Annotated in this window: 19 protein-coding genes and 1 pseudogene; 8 read left to right on the top strand and 12 right to left on the bottom strand. The window is 44.7% G+C overall.

The window, feature by feature from the left end:
- Positions 1 to 136: 136 nt before the first annotated feature.
- Genes JL001_RS21740 through mobC form a run of 3 tightly spaced genes read left to right on the top strand, consistent with a single transcriptional unit; the run spans position 137 to position 3,733 of the window.
- Complete coding sequence (locus JL001_RS21740) at positions 137 to 532, top strand: mobilization protein MobC (protein WP_200979891.1); 396 nt, start codon at positions 137 to 139, stop codon at positions 530 to 532.
- Positions 526 to 1,749 (top strand): relaxase/mobilization nuclease domain-containing protein, encoded by a 1,224-nt coding sequence (locus JL001_RS21735; RefSeq protein WP_200979890.1) that lies wholly within the window; start codon positions 526 to 528, stop codon positions 1,747 to 1,749. The genes JL001_RS21740 and JL001_RS21735 overlap by 7 nt, the downstream gene beginning before the upstream one ends.
- Before the next feature lies 1 nt (position 1,750).
- Positions 1,751 to 3,733, top strand: a complete 1,983-nt coding sequence (gene mobC / locus JL001_RS21730; RefSeq protein ID WP_200979889.1) for a conjugal transfer protein MobC — start codon at positions 1,751 to 1,753, stop codon at positions 3,731 to 3,733.
- Positions 3,734 to 3,823: 90 nt separating this feature from the next.
- Here mobC and JL001_RS21725 read toward each other — a convergent pair whose 3' ends face one another.
- The 6 genes from JL001_RS21725 to JL001_RS21700 form a co-directional block, all read right to left on the bottom strand.
- Complete coding sequence (locus JL001_RS21725) at positions 3,824 to 4,003, bottom strand: histone H1 (RefSeq protein WP_200978227.1); 180 nt, start codon at positions 4,001 to 4,003, stop codon at positions 3,824 to 3,826.
- An 84-nt stretch (positions 4,004 to 4,087) separates the two neighbouring features.
- Entirely contained in the window at positions 4,088 to 4,354 is a 267-nt protein-coding gene (locus tag JL001_RS21720) for a hypothetical protein (protein ID WP_236252937.1), read from the bottom strand.
- Positions 4,355 to 4,478: 124 nt separating this feature from the next.
- Complete coding sequence (locus tag JL001_RS21715; protein WP_200979886.1) at positions 4,479 to 4,841, bottom strand: hypothetical protein; 363 nt, start codon at positions 4,839 to 4,841, stop codon at positions 4,479 to 4,481.
- Positions 4,842 to 5,043: 202 nt separating this feature from the next.
- Positions 5,044 to 5,493, bottom strand: a complete 450-nt coding sequence (locus JL001_RS21710; RefSeq protein ID WP_200979884.1) for a hypothetical protein — start codon at positions 5,491 to 5,493, stop codon at positions 5,044 to 5,046.
- Positions 5,486 to 6,238 (bottom strand): SOS response-associated peptidase, encoded by a 753-nt coding sequence (locus JL001_RS21705; RefSeq protein ID WP_200979882.1) that lies wholly within the window; start codon positions 6,236 to 6,238, stop codon positions 5,486 to 5,488. The genes JL001_RS21710 and JL001_RS21705 overlap by 8 nt, the downstream gene beginning before the upstream one ends.
- Before the next feature lie 96 nt (positions 6,239 to 6,334).
- Positions 6,335 to 7,150, bottom strand: coding sequence for a helix-turn-helix transcriptional regulator (locus tag JL001_RS21700; protein WP_200979880.1), 816 nt, complete (start codon positions 7,148 to 7,150; stop codon positions 6,335 to 6,337).
- A gap of 70 nt (positions 7,151 to 7,220) precedes the next feature.
- Here JL001_RS21700 and dinB point away from each other — a divergent pair, with 70 nt between their 5' ends.
- The 3 genes and pseudogenes from dinB to JL001_RS21690 all read left to right on the top strand — a co-directional run bounded on the left by dinB (position 7,221) and on the right by JL001_RS21690 (position 11,299).
- Positions 7,221 to 8,372: a DNA polymerase IV gene (gene dinB / locus JL001_RS21695; RefSeq protein ID WP_200978252.1), complete on the top strand. Its 1,152-nt coding sequence runs from the start codon at positions 7,221 to 7,223 to the stop codon at positions 8,370 to 8,372.
- A 2-nt stretch (positions 8,373 to 8,374) separates the two neighbouring features.
- Positions 8,375 to 8,617 (top strand): annotated as a pseudogene (locus JL001_RS23315) (PHP domain-containing protein); the annotation flags it as partial.
- Positions 8,618 to 8,620: 3 nt separating this feature from the next.
- The gene (locus JL001_RS21690) at positions 8,621 to 11,299 is read left to right on the top strand and encodes a DNA polymerase III subunit alpha (RefSeq protein WP_370567414.1); all 2,679 of its coding nucleotides are present in this window, start codon (positions 8,621 to 8,623) and stop codon (positions 11,297 to 11,299) included.
- Between the two features lie 5 nt (positions 11,300 to 11,304).
- Here the strand turns inward: JL001_RS21690 and JL001_RS21685 are convergent, their stop codons facing one another.
- The 3 genes from JL001_RS21685 to JL001_RS21675 all read right to left on the bottom strand — a co-directional run bounded on the left by JL001_RS21685 (position 11,305) and on the right by JL001_RS21675 (position 14,303).
- On the bottom strand, positions 11,305 to 12,546 hold the full coding sequence (locus JL001_RS21685; protein ID WP_200979876.1) for a WG repeat-containing protein: 1,242 nt from the start codon (positions 12,544 to 12,546) through the stop codon (positions 11,305 to 11,307).
- A gap of 38 nt (positions 12,547 to 12,584) precedes the next feature.
- Positions 12,585 to 13,526, bottom strand: coding sequence for a terpene synthase family protein (locus tag JL001_RS21680; RefSeq protein ID WP_200979874.1), 942 nt, complete (start codon positions 13,524 to 13,526; stop codon positions 12,585 to 12,587).
- Positions 13,527 to 13,703: 177 nt separating this feature from the next.
- Positions 13,704 to 14,303: a hypothetical protein gene (locus JL001_RS21675; RefSeq protein ID WP_200979872.1), complete on the bottom strand. Its 600-nt coding sequence runs from the start codon at positions 14,301 to 14,303 to the stop codon at positions 13,704 to 13,706.
- A gap of 252 nt (positions 14,304 to 14,555) precedes the next feature.
- Between JL001_RS21675 and JL001_RS21670 the strand changes: the two genes are divergently transcribed.
- Together JL001_RS21670 and JL001_RS21665 are read left to right on the top strand one after the other, a co-directional pair.
- Entirely contained in the window at positions 14,556 to 14,999 is a 444-nt protein-coding gene (locus JL001_RS21670) for a MauE/DoxX family redox-associated membrane protein (protein WP_200979870.1), read from the top strand.
- 178 nt (positions 15,000 to 15,177) lie between these two features.
- Entirely contained in the window at positions 15,178 to 15,462 is a 285-nt protein-coding gene (locus tag JL001_RS21665; RefSeq protein ID WP_200979868.1) for a hypothetical protein, read from the top strand.
- 62 nt (positions 15,463 to 15,524) lie between these two features.
- On the opposite strand, the gene JL001_RS21660 is transcribed toward JL001_RS21665, so the two are convergent.
- From JL001_RS21660 to JL001_RS21650, 3 genes are all read right to left on the bottom strand, one after another.
- Positions 15,525 to 16,877: a RagB/SusD family nutrient uptake outer membrane protein gene (locus JL001_RS21660; protein ID WP_200979866.1), complete on the bottom strand. Its 1,353-nt coding sequence runs from the start codon at positions 16,875 to 16,877 to the stop codon at positions 15,525 to 15,527.
- A gap of 626 nt (positions 16,878 to 17,503) precedes the next feature.
- A complete protein-coding gene (locus tag JL001_RS21655) occupies positions 17,504 to 20,695 on the bottom strand; it encodes a SusC/RagA family TonB-linked outer membrane protein (RefSeq protein WP_200979856.1) in 3,192 nt (1,063 codons plus the stop codon).
- On the bottom strand, positions 20,622 to 20,858 hold the full coding sequence (locus JL001_RS21650; RefSeq protein WP_200979852.1) for a hypothetical protein: 237 nt from the start codon (positions 20,856 to 20,858) through the stop codon (positions 20,622 to 20,624). Before JL001_RS21650 ends, JL001_RS21655 begins: the two co-directional genes overlap by 74 nt.
- Positions 20,859 to 20,867 lie beyond the last annotated feature (9 nt).

Raw genomic sequence — 20,867 nt, 5'->3', positions numbered from 1 at the left:
TATTGCTTTGGTACAATCGTGCATCGCGTTCCGGCGATGAGCAAGATGTAGGATTGTGCCACAATCCCATCTTGCCTTTCGCTGCCGGAGTTTGCGAAAGGTAAAATTCTCCGAAGTCGAATTTTAAGCATGGAGCATGGAGGAAAGAAAATGTTTTAATACCAAACCGTATTGGTTGACCGTAAGGCTAACCCAAAAGGAAATCATGAAACTCAACAGTTTACTGGAGAAATCCTCCGAGTGCAGGAACCTTAGCGAGCTGGTGAGGGACATGTTGTTCAAGCATCATATCACCATAAAAACCAAAAATGCGTCCCAGGAAGAAGTGAAAATGGAGCTTGCCCTGATAAAAAAGGAACTCCATAAAATCGGGATAAACATCAACCAATGGGTACGGGCATTCCATACAATGGATGACCCCAAAAGTAAAAGAACCCTGGCCCTAAAAATCCTTCCGTTGTACCAAAAGGTTGGAGGTAAATTGGAGCAACTGTTTACCATCATGGCTCAGTTGGCCAGAAGTAAATGGTAGTAAGAATTACCACAGGAAAGTCCATCAAGGGCGTACTCCATTACAATGAAAACAAGGTAGGGCAAGGGCAGGCAAAGCTATTGTTTGCCAGTGGTTTTTTGGAAAACAATCCTAGTTTTCAATTCAAGATCAACAGGTTCCATGAGCTTTCCCAACTCAATAGAAGGACCAAGACCAACGCAGTCCACATCTCATTGAATTTCTCCCCGGATGATCAATTGGATAGGGATATGATGGAACAGATAGCGAATGAGTATATGGAACGGATAGGGTTTGGGAACCAGCCATTTCTCGTCTACCAACATTTCGATGCAGGACATCCACACCTCCATGTGGTGACCGGCAACATCGACCACAAAGGGAAGCGGATAGAAACGCATAACATTGGAAGGACGCTTTCCGAGACTGCAAGAAAGGCCATCGAAAAAGAATATGGGCTGGTAGTGGCCGAAGAACAAAAGCAAAGAAAAAGGTTCCTCCTGCAGCCGCTGGAAAAAATTGATTATGGTGACAAGGAAACCAAGGCTTCGGTCAACAAAGTGGTCGATGAGGTAACCTCCAACTTCTTGTTTATTTCCTTGGCCCAAATGAATGCAGTGCTGAGACTTTTTCATGTTACTGCCTACAGGGGAGAGCCGGAAAGTAGGATGTATGAAAAAAAAGGATTGGTATTCTTTGTTTCCGATGCCAATGGCAAACGGCTGGGAGTGCCCATAAAGTCAAGTTCGCTCTATGGAAAGCCTACTTTGCCCCATCTGGAAAAGATATTTGCGAGAAACAGGGAGAAAATCAAATCCTTTAAAGACCCGATGAAAGACTTGGTATCAAGGACCTTGGATAAGTCAGGATCATTGAAGGAATTCAAGAATTGTTTGGGAACGGAAGGAGTGGAACTTGTCATCCGGGAAAACGAACAGGGAGTGGTTTACGGCTTGACCTATATCGATATGATCAACCGATGTGTTTTCAATGGAAGCCAATTGGGAAAAACATTTTCCGCCAATGCAGTCCAGGAATATTTGAAAACAAAGAGCAATAGAATTTCCCGGCTTGAAAAAATGGAAGTTCCCCTTGCTGTAAATGGAGTGGCAAAACACCAAGACCAGGAAATAGGGGATTTATTGGAATTATTGTTTGCCGAAAACACCAATGATCCAATACCATTTGCCTTGAGACAGAAAAAGAAAAGAAGGAAACTCAAACAGAAGATGCGATAAAATGGCTACTGGGGAAAATACCGAAGGATTGAGAAAAATAATCGACCTTACACGAATGGGAAGTGTAGTGGTGCTATCCCTTCATTTTTATCATAGTGGCTACCCTTTCTTTAAAAAATGGGGGATTTATCATGATATCGGCGATAGGCTTTTATCAAGTCTGGAAGAGACCGGACTCTTTGGGTCACTTTTTTTTACCAAGGCAATCGCTTTGGGGTGCTTGCTTATATCGCTTTTGGGTGCAAAAGGGAAAAAGAAAGAAAACAGTAACCTTAAATACCTGCTGTCGGGCTTTGTTTTATGTTTATCTGCATGCCTTTTCAGCCATCTTGGATTTGTTGATGGAATCCAGCTTCCAACACCATTTTTGATATATGTTGTTTTTACCGGTATTGCTTATTTGGCCGCTTTGGCATTTGGGACACGCATAAGCAGGGTCTTGTTGGTAAAGGACCGTAAAGATGTTTTCAACCACCTGAATGAAACGTTTCCCCAGGAGGAAAGAAAGTTGCTCAATGAATATTCTATTAACCTACCTGCTCGCTACCGACTTAAGAACAAAGTCCGAAATTCTTGGATCAATATAATCAACCCATTCAGGGCATTATTGGTGGCAGGTACACCGGGATCGGGGAAAAGTTATTTTGTTATCAGGCATGTTATTTCCCAACATTTACAAAAGGGATTTAGCATGTTTATCTATGATTACAAGTATGATGACTTATCCATCATTGCCTACAATCACTTGCTGAAAAACTTGGGTGCCTATAAAGTCGCTCCAAAATTCTATACCATCAATTTTGACAGACTCAGCCACTCCCATCGGTGTAATCCGCTGGAACCGGAAACCATGGTGGACATTACCGATGCCAGTGAAGCTGCAAGAACAATAATGATGGGCCTAAACCGGGAATGGATCAAAAAGCAAGGGGATTTTTTTGTGGAATCGCCGATTAATTTTTTAACAGCTGTAATCTGGTTCCTCAAAAAACACCAGCGGGGTAAATTTTGCTCCTTGCCACATGTCATTGAATTGATGCAGGTGGATTATGAGAAGCTGTTTACCGTGATGAGAACGGAGCCTGAGATCGAAGCCCTGATCAATCCCTTTGTTTCGGCATTTGAAAAAGGAGCCAAGGACCAGCTGGAAGGACAAATAGCCAGTGCCAAAATCACCATGGCGAGGCTTTCTTCTCCCCAACTGTATTATGTGCTATCAAAAAGTGAATTTACCTTGGACATCAACAACCCCAAACAGCCCAAAATACTTTGCGTAGGCAACAATCCCCAAAAGCAACAGGTCTACGGCGCGGTGCTTTCCCTATATATTTCCAGGATTACCAAACTGGTCAACCAAAAAGGAAAACTTAAATCCAGTCTTATTTTTGATGAATATCCGACGATCTATTTTAATGGTATGGATAACCTGATTGCTACCGCGCGAAGTAACAAAGTGGCCACATGCTTGGGAATACAGGACTATAGCCAGCTGAAAAAGGATTATGGCCGTGAACAGGCGGAAGTGATCATGAACACGGTGGGTAATTTTATTTCTGGTCAGGTACTCGGGGATACGGCCAAGCAGCTTTCCGAAAGGTTCGGTAAAATAATGCAGGAAAGGTCAAGTATTTCCATCAACAGCAACGATACTTCTATCAGCAAATCAAGACAGCTGGATATGGCCGTTCCGGCTTCAACCATTTCTTCCCTCTCATCAGGGGAGTTTGTGGGAATGGTTGCCGACAACCCCGATCAAAGAATCCATCATAAAATGTTCCATGCCGAAATCATCAATGATCATAAAACCTTGACCGAAGAGGCTAAAGGATTTAAGCCAATACCCAAAGTTAGGGACTTGGCCACCTCAGAAGTGGAGGAAAACTATCGACAAGTTAAAAAGGAGGTTCAGGAAATAATTAAGGTTGAAATGAACAGGATTTATGATACCCCAAGTTTAAAACATTTGCTGGTCGGAAAGCGATAGATAGGGGCACTGAAAAAATAATTGGAATAAAATAATAACAGAGGGTAAAAGTCAGACCAGGAAAGTAAATTCACTTTCCTGGTCAAGAGACTATTTCTCTTTGTTCTTGATTTCCTGCACTTCTGTACGGATTTCCTGGGCCATGGTCTTTAAGGACTGCATGCCATTTCTGACCCTTGTTCCGGCAGCCTTGTTGCCCTGATCATAAAACTTGGTGAAATCGGACTCCAAAGAATCCACGAGTGCTTTTAATTCTGAAAATTTACTCATCTTTAAAGTGTTTGTAGTATAAATAAGTTGATGGTTCCAAAAGTACCCAAAGGGAATGCCAAATTACTTCAATAGCTTAAGTTTCTAGGCTGTTTTTTGCTTGGCCATGCTCCATGAGGCAATAAGAGAAGCCTTTTTATTGAGGTGCTTTGAAAAATCAATGAATATTGGATTGTCTTTAGATGTTCTCAGTACAATCCAATCACTTCCCTCAGCCTCAATAATACTTCCTGAAAGATCCTCTTTGGTGTTGCCAAATCCATTGCAATAATGGTCTTGAATGATTATTCCAACGTGGGTCATATTGTTATCGTATGGTTCAAACCTATGAAAAAAAGGTGATATTTTCATCAAATGAGCTGATGACAAAGATTGACCAAAACACCATCTATTAACAGTTTAATAGATCAATTATTTAAGGTAGAGCTGGTTATATATGGCTTGTCCTATTTTTTTTGCCGAAATTCAAATTGCTTTAAGAAATAGTACCGACTATAATCAAAATGAGGCATATGGAGGTATAAAAATATCCCGTAAATGAAAGGACATGTCTTCTTAAAATGCTTCTGGAGGGTTCATTAATAGATGGATTGGATTCTTTTTTCCTTTTTTGACCATTTTTATAATGGTGGAATCTTTTTGATTTTTCAACCAGATAAATTTCCAAAACCCAGGCCAAAAGGCACAAGAAAGCTGCTCCCAGCAAATACCTGGTGTCCAATTGGTAACCTGTTAGCATAAAGGATAAAACTGTAACTCCCAGAGTGCAGAATTTAATGGAAGCCGATATATCCGTTGGACTGGCACCCTTTGAAAAGTGGAACAAATCTTTGATCATACTGTGTGGTATATGATGCACATAAATTATGTACAGAGATGGAATTATAAAATACCCCGAAAGGGGTATATTTAATGTGTTTTGTGTGTTTCTAAGCAATAATATCTTAGGGATGAAGGAATTTTGGAAAAATAGAAAGTATTGAACAGGCTCTTTCTTTAGAAGGCTAAATCTAGATGAACATTCATTACAAATTGCAGTACTAGGAGGAGTAGTAAACCTTGTTAAATATTTTTTCCAAGGCAACCACAAAAGGTTTATTCTCCTTGTTATATAAAAATAGGGGAAAGGAATAAAGAAACATTCCCAAAGTATTTATCTCTATTTCGGTTTTACCTGATGCATGAACAAGGTAGAACAAAAAGGTACATTCTTCCCATTCATACATTCCTGCATAATAGCTTGTTTTTGACCTGATGTCAGTCCATGCCAGTTCCACATCCGTACCGATCAAGCACTTGCTGATCACATGAAAGTCATGAAGAGGTGGGCAATTGTCCTTTTGGTCAGGCCGCTCCAGGAACAAGGCCAACCTGTAAATTTCTTCCGCTTCTGCATAAGTGGGCTCACGCTGTGCAAAAGTCCTGAAGTTATGGCAAAGGTTGATAAAATGGGCATGGTCAAAATCAATGGAAAAAAATCCTTTACACATATAGCTCTTCACTTAGTTCAGGGTATTCCACAGGTTCCATCACCTCTTCTACATTGGGATTTTCATTTCTGGAAGTGATCAGCTTACTGATGGTATGAAAGGCCATTTTTTTTTGGTCGTAGGGATTCATCAATGAGGCGATATCCTCTTCCTTGAGTTCTGGGGAAATCCAGTCCAGCGCAATGTCATCCTGAAGGATCAGGGGCATGCGCTTCTTGCTGTTGTGGATCTTGGCCATGATGGGATTGGCCGCAGTGGTAATGATCGAAGCAGTCTTCCTGATCTCTCCGGTCTCCTTGTCCGTCCATTCTTCCCAAATGCCTCCCAGCGTAAAGAAAGGCCTGACCTTTGGATAAATATAATGGGGGTATTTCTTGCCCTTATGGTCCATCCATTCATAAAAACCGGCAACAGGGATCAGGCAACGTTTTTTCTTGATCGGGCTCCTGAAAGAGGGCAGCTTGAAGATGGTTTCGGATTTGGCATTGAGGGTTTTCTTGGCGATGTCATCGGCCTGTTCGGAGGTTTTGGTCCAAAAAGGGATCAACCCCCAGTTGAATTCCTGCAACTTTGATGGCTCGTTATCTGCCAGCACAATGAGCTTGGGGTGGGCAAAGCCTTTGAGCAGGTACCGATGGATATGCGGGGAACTTCCCCTACTGAGGTATTTGGCATCCACTCCATATTCCTCTTCCAGAGCTTTGGCCTCTTCCTCACTGAATTCCTGGTTGACATTGTAACACATGGCAAGAACATTTGTTTTGACCTATTTAATTTAATAAATTAAGTCATCACTTAAAGTCTTTGAAGCCAATTATTTAAGGAACTTAAGCGATGCCCATCAATTTTTGACGTTGGTCAACGCATGGAGCGTTGCTTTGATCTCCCTGACATCCCTGCCCACCTGTTCCAAAGAACTCATTGGGTCGGGGATGTCCTCTGTAAAATAGCTGTGGAATTTCCATACCTCCAGCACTTCCATCACATCCACTTCATAGGGTTCATATAGGGTGTTGAGCGATTCCAACAACAGGCTTTTGCTTTCCTTGATCCTGTTGCTGGCCAGCTTGAAGCTGATGCCTTCCTCCTTGGTCACCACAATGCAGGGTGTCCTTTCCTTGATATGGGTCCAGTCCTGTAAAAACTCCCCGATCACCAGTGCCCCTTCCGGTACAGGCAACATGGAATCGCCCTCGGTGGGAAACATCCTGTATTTTCGGTTGGGGTCCAGCTGGGGTAGGTGGAACACGGGCAGCCTGCTGATAAAGCCCGGATCACTGTACCCGGCCAAATATCCTGCCTTGGCCTTTATGGGCACCAGTTCCACATTCTCCCTGTTATCGGAATCCACCGTGGTGGCAAGGATACGGATACTGCCCCCTTTAAGGTACACATCATTGCCCGCCTCCAGGTCCCTTATTTTTAGTTCGGAAAGCTTGGAGAGGTCCACCTTGACCAAGCTGTCAATGCTCATCCTAAAGAAGTCCGCGAACAGGACCATGTCGGCCATGGGAGGGTTCTTGACATGGCCATTTTCATGGGTGTTTACTTTGGAACGGGAAATGTCCAACTTTTCTGCCAGCTCCATCTGGCTCATTTTCTTGCGCTTACGCAGGAATTTTATATTGGAAGACCAAAAAAAGCTTGGATTGCTCATGATATTTTGGTAATATTTTAAACACAATAATGTCGTAATTATTACCAATTATACCAAATCGTTCGGACAAATGAAAAGGAATGTGGTGCATTTTGATCTGGACACCTTCTTTGTCAGTGTCGCCCGGCTGACAAACAGTGCCCTCAACAACAAGCCAGTGATCATTGGCGGCAACTCCGACCGTGGAGTGGTGGCTTCCTGTAGCTATGAGGCCCGGAAGTTCGGGGTCCACAGCGCCATGCCCATGAAGCTCGCCCGCAGGCTCTGCCCATCTGCGGTATACCTGCAGGGTGACATGGACAGTTACAGTTACCATAGCCGGGTGGTGACCGACATCATCCGCGACCAGGTGCCGGTGGTGGAAAAGGCATCCATCGATGAGTTTTACCTCGACCTGACAGGAATGGACCGGTTTTTTGGATGTAGCCAGTTCACCGCTGAACTCAAGTCCAGGATACTCCGTGAATCCGGCCTGCCCATCAGTTATGCCCTGGCCTCCAACAAACTGGTCAGCAAGGTGGCCACTGAAGATGCCAAGCCCAATGGACAGATGGAAATCCCCTTTGGACATGAAAAGGGATACCTAGCCCCACTGGCCATTGAAAGGATGCCGGGCATAGGCTTAAAGACCTCTTCACTTTTAAGAAGGATGGGGGTGGAGACCATCAAACTGCTTTCCGAAATCCCCGAGCCCATGATGCAGAACCTCTTGGGGAAAAGTGGGATCACCCTTTCCCGAAAGGCCAACGGAAAGGACGATTCCCCGGTCATCCCCTATACCGAACAGAAGAGTATCGGAAAGGAGGAAACCTTTGACAGTGACACCATCAACATGGGGTTTCTTAACGGTGAACTGGTCCGGCTTACCGAAAGGGTGGCATTCCTGTTGAGAAAGCAGAGAAGGCTCTGTGGCTGTATTACCGTAAAGCTGCGCTACGCCAACTTTGATACGGTCAGCAAGCAGGCCATGCTTCCTTACACGGCCAATGATGATGTGCTGCTCTCCAAGGCCAAGGAGCTCTTTGCCAAGCTCTATGACAGAAGGATGCTCGTGCGCCTGATCGGGGTCAAGGTCAGCCACCTGGTGGGTGGTTTCCAGCAGATCAACCTCTTTGAGGATACCGAGGAAAACGTCAGGCTGTACCAGGCCATGGACAGGATCAGGGGAAAGTATGGTTCCCATGCGGTACACCGTGCCGTGGGCATCCAAAACAGGAGGTGAGCATGTACCTGAACTGCAAGACCTATTTCAGCTACCGCTATGGGACCATCGGCACCCAGGAACTGGTGGACATGGCAAAGGCCAAAAAGGTAAAGGCATTGGCCTTGACCAATATCAACAGCACTGCAGATGCCTGGGACTTTGTGGACTTCTGCAGGAATGCGGGGATCAAGCCCATCCTGGGGGCCGAGATACGCAATGGGCAACAGCTCCTGTATATCCTGCTGGCAAAAAATGACAGGGGCCTGATGGAGATCAATACCTTTATCTCACATCACTTGATGGAGAAGTCGGACTTTCCGGAAACCCCATCCCTCAGCGAGGTTTGGGCAATCTACCCTTTTGGCAGCCGGAAGCCGGAAAGCTTGGGAGCCGATGAGCTGATCGGTATCAAACAGGAACAGCTTATCAAACTCTACAATGGGCAGTCGGAAAAACATCCCGACAAATGGGTGGTCTGGCAACCGGTGACCTATCAGGACAAGACCCGCTACAACCTGCACAGGATTTTGCGGGCCATAGACGGAAACACCTTGCTTTCCAAACTGGGAGCTGGGGACATGGCATCGGATACCGAATACTTCCGGGACAAGCTGGAGATCTGGAACCGTTTTGCCGAACACCCCTATATCCTCAAGCAGACCCTGAAGGTAATGGACAGCTGTGGGGTCGGCATGGAGCTGCATTCCGACAAGAACAAGAAGCATTTTACCTCCTCGAAGGAGGATGACAGGATCCTTTTGGAGAAACTGGCTCTGGAAGGGTTGGCCGTCCGCTATGGCAGGGGAAATACAGTGGCATTGGAAAGGGTGAAAAAGGAGCTGCGCATTATCAATGAGCTGAACTTCAATGCCTATTTCCTGATCGTCCTGGACGTGGTAAGGTACGCCCAGCAAAGGGGCTTCTTTTACGTGGGAAGGGGATCGGGGGCCAACTCTATCGTGGCCTATTGCCTGAAGATCACCGATGTGGACCCCATCAAGCTGGATCTGTATTTTGAGCGTTTCCTGAACCCCCACCGTACCTCACCACCGGACTTTGACATGGACTTCAGCTGGAAGGACAGGGACGAGGTGATCGATTATATCTTCAAGCGCTATGGCAGGAACCATGTGGCGCTGTTGGGCATGTTCTCCACTTTCCAGGGCAGGGCCATCATCCGGGAACTGGGGAAGGTGTTCGGCCTGCCCAAGCCGGAGATCGACCAACTGGTACGCAGAAGGAAGGATGCATGTCCACCTGAGGATAAGATCCAAAGGGCCATCCTCAAATACGGGGCATTGATGCAGGACTTCCCCAACTACCAGAGCATCCACCCGGGGGGCATGCTGATCAGTGAGGATCCTATATTTCAATACACGGCCATGGAGAGGCCACCCAAGGGGTTCAATACTGCACAGGTGGACATGTTCCTTGCAGAGAAGATCGGGCTTTTCAAACTGGATATCCTGAGCCAAAGGGGACTGGCGCACATCAAGGAAGCCATCGGGCTGATCAAGGCCAACCGCGGGGTGGAAGTGGACATCCGGCAAGTGGAACGCTTTTTCAATGACCCCAAGGTGGCCGACCAGATCAGAAGGGCGGATACCATAGGCTGCTTTTACATCGAGAGCCCCGCAATGAGGCAGCTGCTGACAAAGCTTCGATGTGACGATTACCTGACCCTGGTAGCGGCAAGCTCCATTATCCGCCCCGGAGTATCCCAGTCGGGCATGATGAAGCAGTACATCGAACGCTTCCACAACCCCCACCATATCCCATACCTGCATCCCAAGATGAAGGAACTGTTGGAAGAAACCTATGGGGTGATGGTCTACCAGGAGGATGTGATCAAGGTGGCCCACCACTTTGCAGGACTGGATATGGGAGAGGCCGATATCCTGCGCAGGGCCATGTCGGGCAAGTACCGTTCGCATAACCGGTTCAAACTGATCGAGGAGAAATTCTTTGCCAATTGTAAGGAAAAGGGCTATCCCGATGAGATCAGTAAGGAGGTTTGGCGTCAGATGGAGTCCTTCGGGGGCTATTCCTTTTCCAAGGCCCACTCGGCCTCCTTTGCCGTGGAAAGCTACCAGAGCCTTTTTTTAAAGACCTACTATCCCATTGAGTTTATGGTGGCGGTGATCAACAACTTCGGGGGATTCTATGGTACGCAGTTTTATTTCCAGGAACTTAAAAAGGCAGGGGGAAAGGTGGTTCCCCCCTGTGTCAATACGGGAGCATACCTTACTTCTCTCCACGGGGACAGGGTGACCGTGGGATTTGTGCATGTGCAGAACCTGGAGCGGAAGACCATTGATAGGTTTCTGGCAGAAAGGGAAAGGCATGGTGCTTACCTCAGCTTGGAGGACCTGATGGAGCGTACCCAGGTGGATGCCGAACAGCTCAATATCCTGATCAGGGTAGGGGCACTCCGGTTTACGGGGCTGGAAAAAAAAGAACTGCTGTGGCACGCCAACTTCAGGGGCAAGCGCATGGAAAAGGTGCCTGCCAGTGCTGCCATCTTTGCGGAAGAACCACTGGATTTTATATTGCCGAAATTTCCCAGAAAGCCCCTCGAAGATGCCTATGATGAAATAGAACTGATCGGCTTTACCTTGGGAGATCCGTTTGAATTGGCCGATGATGATAGAAATGGCTTGACCTATGTGCGGGAACTCCCCAAGCTGGTAGGCAGGCAGGTATGCCTGATGGGACATTTGGTGACCACCAAACCGGTAAGGACGGTGCGGGGCGACTATATGGCATTCGGTACCTTTCTGGACGAGAAAGGGGATTGGCTGGATACAGTGCATTTCCCACCGGTACTCAAACAGTACCCCATCCACTCAGGAGGGTTCTACAGGATATTTGGCAAAGTAGTGGAAGAGTTTGGGGTGTATGCAGTGGAAGTAAAAGAGTTGGGCAAAGTGGGAGTGAGGAGGTGATGTTTTTAAAACCCATCTCCCTCCTGAAACAAAAACAGAAACTCTCCACTTTCATCAATTATCCCGTTTCTGACCACTGTTTTTCCCTTTTCATAAGTACTTGTTCTGGCCAGCATTAATCCATTTTTATAACCTTTCAATACCTTGTAATTGAAATCAAGAATAATGTCCCCATGAATATCTATCAGGCCATAACGTCCTTCTTTTTTGAAAATGGCCTTACCGGTATCCATCAATTGCCTGAGCGTTGGAGAAAACTTTTCGGTTTCATAGTGAAGGGGGATCTTAATGTTAAAATCTTCCAAATAATAATACTTGGAATCATACCTTTCCACAACCTTACCCTCTTTATTGATCAAGAGGATGGGACTATTGATCTCTTTTCTCACCAGTGCATGCCCTTTGTAAAATGGGGTGGCATAGGTATATATCGCTGGGATAACCAGTTCATTTGATGGGTTGATATAGCCCTTTTTACCTTTATTGTTCGTAACCTGGGCCATGCCGCATGAAAAGCGTGTGGGTTGGGCATGGTAGTTAAATGGTATGACTGTTTTACCTTCTTTATCAATAAAACCCCATTGATGATCCTTGTTTTGAACGGAGGCAAGGCCTTCATAAAAACTCCCTGAAATCAAGAATTGTGGCGTTATAATTATCCTCATGGATTTGTTCATATAACCAAATAAACTTTCTGGACTTTTGATGGTAGTTAGCCCCTCTGAAAAAGGAAGCATTCCAGAATTCCTTCCAAGTATACTGAACCATCTAAAGAAGCCCTCGTCTGCAGTGGGGAATAATCTGAAATATTCTGTTTCGGTTAAGGTGTCGATCGGTTCCCCAGAAAAGTCAAAATATAGGTAAGAAAAGCTTTTTTCACCTTCCTTATCCAATTGGCCAATTCCTCCCTTTGCACTCCACTCCCATAATTTTCTTACTTTCAGTATGGTATTATGGGTTTCGATATCCTTGATCAAATAATTATCTCCTGAGGTTTCTAGATAACGTCCGTTTTGAATCTGAAAGGGAATCGTGTTGAACAATTTTGTTTCCCAATTTATCTCAATGGGATGGGAAGGATTTTCCATATCATACAACATGATGGAACTGTTGTTTTTGAGTGGAATGTAGGAACCATCAAAAGGCATGTATTCCTTAAATGAACTTTCCATACTTCCTTTCAATGTTGGCTGGGCCTGAATTAAGAAGGGACCCAGAATTAAAATCAGTGTCGATATTATTTTCATGTCTGTGTTGGTTACGTTTTCTTAAGAGATTATCGATTTTATAGGTTATACCTGCCTGTATCATCCTTAACCCACTTTTCCATCCCATTTAAAAGGCTATTGATGCCTGTAATTAGCTTTGATTTTTGATAGTAATGACCTATATCTATTTGTAGAATATTTTGGGTTTGATTGGAATAAACTTCTTTTAGGAATTGAACCCTTTTATTGATTCGATCCAATGCTATCGGACGGGCTATGTGGTACTGCATTTCTTGTAAAATGACCAGATTGTGAAAATCTCCCACTTTATCTTCTTTTTCATAAGACGTCAGGTCATTGGAAAGACAGATCAGTTCAATAATGGTCTGGAATAATGGTGCTAATTCCTTATGATGGAATAGTTCTGGGGGTAAATTGGATTTTTCGAGATAGGCAAGTAGTTCCAACGCAATGCCAGCACCAGAACAATGCTTAAGCTGATAGATGTATTTGATGATTGTGGGCGGCTTACTTCGTGCGAGATTCTTTGCCTCCCACATACCCGCCTTGAGAAATTTCCTGATATGTTTGATGAGGTGCAGTCCCAATCTGTTTTCAGTCGTGCGTCTGCGGAACCAGCCCCAATGAAGTTCATAGTATACTTCATCTATACAACAGGCTCCCAAACCAGCTTTTTTTTGATGGTAGGAAAATAGGTCCAGTTGTTCTTTCCAAAAGTTTACGCGCACTTGTCCTTTTAATTTATCAGCCCGGTCATCCAAACAAAAAAGCACCAAAAACAGCTTGGTGATATTTAGTAATTCTTCTTCATTGGCCAAGGGGAATAATCTAGCAGCAAATTTGTTGAGTTGCTGGTGATCACATTTCCTTTTTTCTTCTCTGTTATAATATAGATTCCCTTTCTCGGCCCAGGTTTGAACTAGGTCATTGACCCTCCCGAAATTTGGATTCAATAATACTTTTCCTTTGGTGTATGAGTTTAAAACTTGGTTCATCATTGGCTTGTTTAGATTACAAAGTGCAGTGCCATATAAATTGGCAGGGACTTGAAAAGTGCTTGAACAGTAGCCTAAACTAAATGGCAGATGAATTGAATAACAAATTTAAGGGTGTTGATTATAAGGTGTTTAACAAATTGAGGTCATATGATAGATATTTGTTAAACAATACCTTTTTTACTCTTTTAACAACCCGAGTTCTTTCATGGTCCTGGTTATTTTCGAAACAGAGCACTTAAAGAGATAGCTCTTGTCCTTGATGCTTAAATAGGAACTCTCCACTTTAAATTGTTCGGAAGACAATAGCTTGAGGCCTTCCTTAAGTGGCAAGGTAAATATCTGGGCCCATTCTTCTGAGTGGTGGGCAATGGCCTGGTTGATGACAGTTGAAAGGTTGTTTACTTCTGGCAATTTATCCAAGAGATCCGATTCTCCATCAGGTTGTAATTCCAGGATAGTGGAATAATCAAGGGTTTTGATGATGTATGGTGAAGGATTTTGCTTCATATAGCTTTGTAAGTCAACCGCTACTCTTCCAGCCTTAAAGATTTTTACCCTATAGTCCCTGCCACTTTCTGAAGGATATAACATGGCAAGGGTACCTTTGTAAACATACCTCGCGCATTTTTCTACTTCACCGGAATTTTTCAAGATCACGCTTCTTCGGTAAATCCTTTTAGGGAGATAATGGGTTAATTTTTCATACACGGAAATATCCAATTTATAGTAAGGGTCAAATTCATTTTTGAGCTCCTTAGGTGTCAAAAATTTATTCATCGTACAGCTTCTTCATATGTCCCCGGTGAGGGGATTTAAAAATAAATCACACAATTGAGCTGGTAAACATAAGTAAATCAGATAAATATCACAATTTTTTCAGGGCATAGAAGGGAGTTGTAACAGTCTTACAGCATATGAATGCTATTTGTTAATTAGTGCAAAATATTATTGGAATTGTTTTAAACGGTTATTTTTCTTGAATAGATTAAATGTAGCGTTAGCAATGTAGTAAGGGAAAATGACAAAGAGATGAACCATCAGAAAAGTAGGTGGACAGAAGTATTGACCTATATCTTGGCTTTTGTGTATACCTATACAGCTATCAGTAAATGGTATGATTGGGAAGCTACCAAATGGTCAATATACAACCAGGTATTTCCTGAATGGTCAAGCGTCATTGTTCTTTATACCCTTCCCGCCATAGAACTGGTATTGGCTTTACTGTTACTGAATGGGAGGACAAGGCTTCTGGCCCTTTGGATAAGTCTTTTTCTCTTGTCCATCTTTACAGCCTATATCGGCATGATCATGCTTGGTGTATTTCAGCGGGTACCATGCAGCTGTGGTGGGGTGATCAGCGCATTAGGGTGGAATGAGCATTTAGTATTTAACTTCTTTTTATTGGCTGCCAATATATGGGCCATATTCAAGGGGAAGCAAAATAAAGAACAGAATATAAGTTCCATTCCTTAATCAAATCAATTTTCAACAAAATATATTCTAAGATGACTTAACTAATAAAAAGCAGTGAGAGTACCAGGTACTTAGCTGCAAACAGTAGGGGATAAAACCGAACGCTCCTCTCGAAAGATTACAATGTCAGATAAGATCAAAGCGTCCGGAATTAGTTGTTTTATAGATACACAATACTATGAATTATTTCGCAAAGAACCTCCTACGAGGAGGTGTTTTCGCTGCCGCAATGGTGGCAGCATTCGCTTTTACAACACCAGAATCCATAACAAACCAGTATGGCGAGGAAAGTGGCGTTTGGTATGATGTGACAGGGATCAATCCAAGTCAAAGTACCTATACCTGTGACGAACAGGAAGATGCCGAATGTCTTTTTGATGCGCCCAATCCAGGTGCCAATCCCATCAGTCCAGATGAGGATAGGGAGTTTGTCAAACATGGTGAATTACCAGAAGCTGAATAGGCTATGGGTAAGGCGCTAAAGGGTAATGGGCCGGGTTTTGATTTCCCGGCCCATTTTTTTGTTTAAAGCTGTCCTTCCAGCTCCAGTTCCTTATCCGGAATCCTGATGATGGTTCTTGGGTCATTGGGACTAATGGTATATTCCTGACCGTTGATAGTTCTGCTGGCCTGGGTCTGTCCTTGTCCATCCCTGCCCATTCTTTTAAAGTCCTCCCAACTTCTCCCCCGGAAGACGAGTTCCTTTTTTCTTTCTTGCCAGATCCATTGAAGGGCTTCTTCTTGGTTATTTGTTTCCAATGGAACAAATTCACCAACCTTGGTCCGTTTTTCCAGTAAACTGTTGAGTAATTCCAGACCCTTTTCCAGTTCTCCTATCCGGAACAATGATTCTGCCCCAATCAGGTAGGCTTCAGATAGGGAGATTCCTGTAAACAGGTTATATCCCCCAGTGTAGGAACCATAAAACAGCTGTCTTCCATCTTCATTAGTTTGAAAGAACAAGTCTTTACGTAAATCATCATTGGAATAGGAGGCATAAAGTTCCTCTGGGATATAGGTACTTGAAGAAGCGGTGATCGATATTTTTCCGTCCGTCTTGGCGTAATAAAGGGTTTCCTGGTTGAACAGTTCAAACGGATACTCTAGGTTACTGTCTAGGTCATTGAAATCCAAAAGTTCAGGACCATTATCAATTACTTCCTCAGCCATTTCTGCCGATTGTTCAAATTCCCCAGCTACCATATAAACCTGGGCAAGTAAGGCTTGGGCAGCAGTTTTATTGGCATAAATGGGGTTAGGAATTTGTGTTGGCAAAAGCTGAATAGCAATTTCCAGATCTTTGATGATTTGGTCATAGACTTCGTCGACTCCAACCCACGTTGCTCTTTGGTTGATGTCGGAGACCAATTTCAAGGGCATTTTATAATTACCATTATCCAAAGACGAATTGGGAATGGGAAGGTATAGCATCGCAATATTGGAGTAGGCATAAGCCCTAAGGAAATAGGCCATTCCCCTCAGCTCACTTATTTTTTCCGGAGGCCCTGAGATTCCTTCCTCTATTAAGTCAAGACTGATATTGGCATAAAATATCTGCCTATAGATCCCTTTATAATCGGTTGACCCCTCAAGTGGTGCGAAAATACTTTCTTCCCACAAGTAGGCGTTCTGTTGCCAAGGGTCCAGTCCGTTCCATTGATCCGTGGTAGTTTCATAGTCTGGCCCCAAGACAAAAGTAATCAATGGGTTGATATTGAAACGCGAATAATTGGTCAGCAAGGCCTCAATATCCTGGGCAGTCTTGGGCACCACAATATCCTTATTGGGCTTGTCATCCAGGAACTCCTGACAAGAGCTTAACAAATGCACGATACTGATGATCATGATGATGGGTATATATTTGAGTTTGTTTTTCATTTTTGGTTAGATTAAGATTTGGGCCTGCCTGGCATCAGACAGGACATTAGACAATAGATTGGTTTACGGTAGTGAGATTGTCCTGAAATGCGTCATTGCGAATGAAGGCCTATTTAGTTGCAGAGCCTGTCGAAATATCATATGACCGAAATGAGGCAATCCCATATTTTTAAAGCAAGACTGCTTCAATCTCTTTCATTTCGGCAGGTTCAATGGTCAAGGTTTCGTAGTGACGTATTAACCTTTTCTCTTTCTTCTAAATTAAGAGTCCCGGTTTCCCGTCTGGAAACATTTCCCGCTGATGATGTTGTGATTTATCATATGAAGAAAGTATGCGGTAAGGGACTCTATTTAGATTTTAGGCCCCAATATCGATCGGGGCAGGCACTTGATAAAGACTGGACTATGGTAGTGAGTTTGTTGGTCCTCCCTCATTGCATGCCTTTGTTGTCAGGTAGGCAGTGAAGTGTCGTTGACTTTTCTCATTCCTCATTAACCTTATCTCTATTATAATTGCTGTTAAAAAAAGGCTCCGCCCACCCGCCTTTTTAGAATTACCCTTTTTTAAATCTGTTTTAAACTAAATATTAATTGAATGGGCAGGCGAAGCACTTCTCTTGAATACTTTAGAAATCCACTTTTAGCCCTATGGAAAAGCTTCTTAATGGTTTACTGCTCCTATAGTCAGGATCCAAAGGATCATCACTGACTTTCCAGATCATGCCTACATTGTTGAGATAGGTATAAACTTCCGCCCTTTGGAATGGCAGGATAGGAAAATGATCCTTATTCAGTGAATAGCTCAGGCGGATGTCCTGCAGCCTAATATGGTCTCCCTTTTCTACCAGTACACCCGAATTCATATAGAAGTCATGACGGTAAAAGTCGGCCGATTCGGGTAGGGAAGGAATTTGGGTAAGGTACTCATCGCCAGGCTGCTGCCAACGCCTGTCAAAATCTCCATGCCCAATGGAGCCTCTGAGCAGGTTGAAGTAATCAATGCTCCTTCGCATGTAATAGTAACCAAGCCTGTAAGAAATGTTGACGGACAGCTGGAAGTTCTTCCAACTGAAATCGTTCCGCAATGCTCCAAACTGGGTAGGTCTGGAAGGACCATGATATTGTAGGTTGTCAATGGTCGCTGCCCGCTGGATATCACGGTATTCGGTGCTGGGCTCCCCATCGAGGTACCCCAAGGGATCACCTGTGTCAGGATCCAAGCCTGCCCAGTGGTAGGTGTAAATCCCAAACAGTGGACGGCCGCTCATGGGATAGGCTCCGCCTCCCAGTGCACTGCCCAAGAGGTTGTTTACCGTAGGCGTGTTTTCATAGTTCACAACCTTTTCATTTACCCAACTGTGCATCCAGCTGGTGCGCCACTGAAAGGCCCTGTTGATTATTTTGGCTCTAAGTTCTACATCCACTCCCTTGGTAAGTGTTTCGGAAAAGTTCCCCTTGTATTCGTCCATCCCATGTGAGGAGGCGATGGTGGCCTCACCCAATAGGTCTGATCCCTTCTTTCGGTAATATTCCACGGTTCCTGCAAACCTTCCATTCTTGGTTTCCATGTCCAACGCCAAATTGGCCATACCGATCTTTTCCCACCTTAAGTTGGGATTGGGAGGATTAATGATGGTGGCAGCCCTTGCCCCGGGTACTTCATAATAGGAAGCAAAGTTGTAGTATTGGGCAGTTACCATGGAGGAGAGACTTTTGTCCACATTGCCATTATATCCATAGGTGGCCCTCAGTTTAAGGTAAGGGATGTTCCAGGATTGGGCAAAGTTCTCCTCACTGATCGTCCAGGCAGTACCCACTGACCATAGGGGCACCCCTTTCTGGTTGGCGTCCACTCCAAAGATATTGGACTGGTCTTTTCTGGCGCTTAAGGTCAAGTGGTAGCGATAGTCAAAGTGGTAACCGATATTGGCATAATAGGATACAAAGCGATCAATCGTCCCACTGTGGTCAATTCCTGCGTCTATTGCCCCCCTTCTTCCGGAATTGTAATAGAAAGGCCAGGAGGTCATATGGTCAACGGGTTGCCCAGTGCCCAGTTCATCATCATAGCCATAGAAATAATTACCGGAACCAAGGCCTTCGAGGGACTTGACTTCAAGGCCCGCAATGCCATTCAGGAAATGCTTGCCTGTCCAGCTTTTCTCATAGCCCAATTGTCCCCTGAGGGTATGGGAAAAGCTGTTTTGCCTGCTTTCATAGAGGATGTCCCCAATGGGAAGGGGATAGGAAAGCACTCCGTTTTCATCTCTTTGGGTATACCTGTTGATCAGATCCCGGGTATAGAAGGATTCCAATGGATCGATATTCCTGCTCAGCCCACTATTGTTCCAATATTGGTAGCTGGCCTTGGCAGAGAATCCATTGCCCAGTTGATATTCCAATCCCAAGTTGGCACGCCAGTCCAGGCTATTGCCTCGGTAATCCCGAAGTCCAATTTCTTCCAGTGGTACAAAGTTCCAGTCCAACAAGCCTTCATCAGCAACGGAGGCAATATACCTTGTACTCAAATTACCGGTGATGGCAACAGGGTTCCCGTTTTTATCCGTCAGGGATTCATAGGCATAGGCCTGTGGCAATTTGGTACCATTGAAACTGGATGATTTGCTCAGGTATATACCTGCTGAAGCGTTCAGGCGATCATTCAACAGTTTCCAGTTTTGTTTACCGCTCAAGGTCCAGCGTTCACTGTAACTGGGATCCACAGAGGCATTGTTGCGATCATAGCCTATGGAAACTGCGTAGGTGTTTTGCTGACCACCACCACGGATACCCAAGCTATACTGCTGGCTAATGGCAGGGATATAATAGAATCTTTCCAGTTCCTCACGGGCATCGGTATTGGCAAATTGCTCTATCCTTGCATCGGCCTCCGCTTGGCTTATCTGTCCATCACGGAGTGCGATCAGGGTCTCTACCATTGGAGGGAGTTGGGTACGGTTGGAGCTGTTTTCACGGCTGCGGTAAAAACCCTCCTCAAACAATTGTTTTTCGATGTCCAGAAAATCAGGAATGTTCATCTGGGGCTCATAAAAAGGGTCAGGCGCTTCTGAGATGGTCACATTGCTGTTCAGGCTGACCTGTGGACCAGTGCCCTGTTTGCCGCTTTTGGTGGTGACCACGATCACCCCATTGCCTGCACGTGCTCCCCAGATGGAAGCCGCAGCAGCATCCTTGAGCACGGAAATATTTTCCACATCATTGGGATTGATGCTCTCCAAAGGGCCATCATAGGGAAAGCCGTCCACGATGATCAAGGGAGCCGTATTCGCAAAAAGGGTACTTCTGCCTCGTATGTTGATGGGGTCGGAAGCTGCATTGGCCCCTCGGTTAAAGATCAATCCGGGCGTTACATCCTCCAGACGGTCGATCAGGTTGGTGCTGACACGGCGGTTAATCAGTTCATTGTCTACCAGGACAAAGGAACCCGTGGCCCTTTCCTTGGGGATTTCCTGATATCCTGTGGATACCACTTCCACACCTTCCAGGTTAATGCCTTCACTGCTCAACCTGATTTCAAGGGGATCTGAAAGCGGAACATCAATACTTTCCGAAAAAGTGGCCATTCCCAGATAGTTAACTTCCAAAGTTATTTTTCCTTTACTCAGCATAAGCTTGAAGAGGCCATCTTCATCACTCACCGTACGCTTCTTGCCATCTGCGGTGCTGACCACCGCTCCGGGGATAGGCTTTCCGTCTGCTTGGGAATAAACGGTTCCCCTGACTTCAAATGCTGCCTCCTGTCCCAAGGCCATATGCCATAGAAGGAAGAGTACAGTCAATAGTAAATAGTTTCTCATGATTGTTTTGGTTTTGGTTAAAAATGATGAGGATTCCCTCAGTTACGTCATTGCGATTGAAGGCCCCTGAGCTTGTCGAAGGGCCGTAGAGAAGCAATCTCAAATTCCAGAAATGAGATTGCTTCCTCCCTTTGGTCGTCGCAATGACGTTGTTTTTGATCATCGTTATATA

It is taken from the genome of Echinicola sp. 20G (assembly GCF_015533855.1).
Lineage (GTDB): Bacteria > Bacteroidota > Bacteroidia > Cytophagales > Cyclobacteriaceae > Echinicola.
The sequence above is the reverse complement of the archived record's forward strand: the minus strand, read 5'-3'. Positions and strand labels throughout refer to the sequence as shown.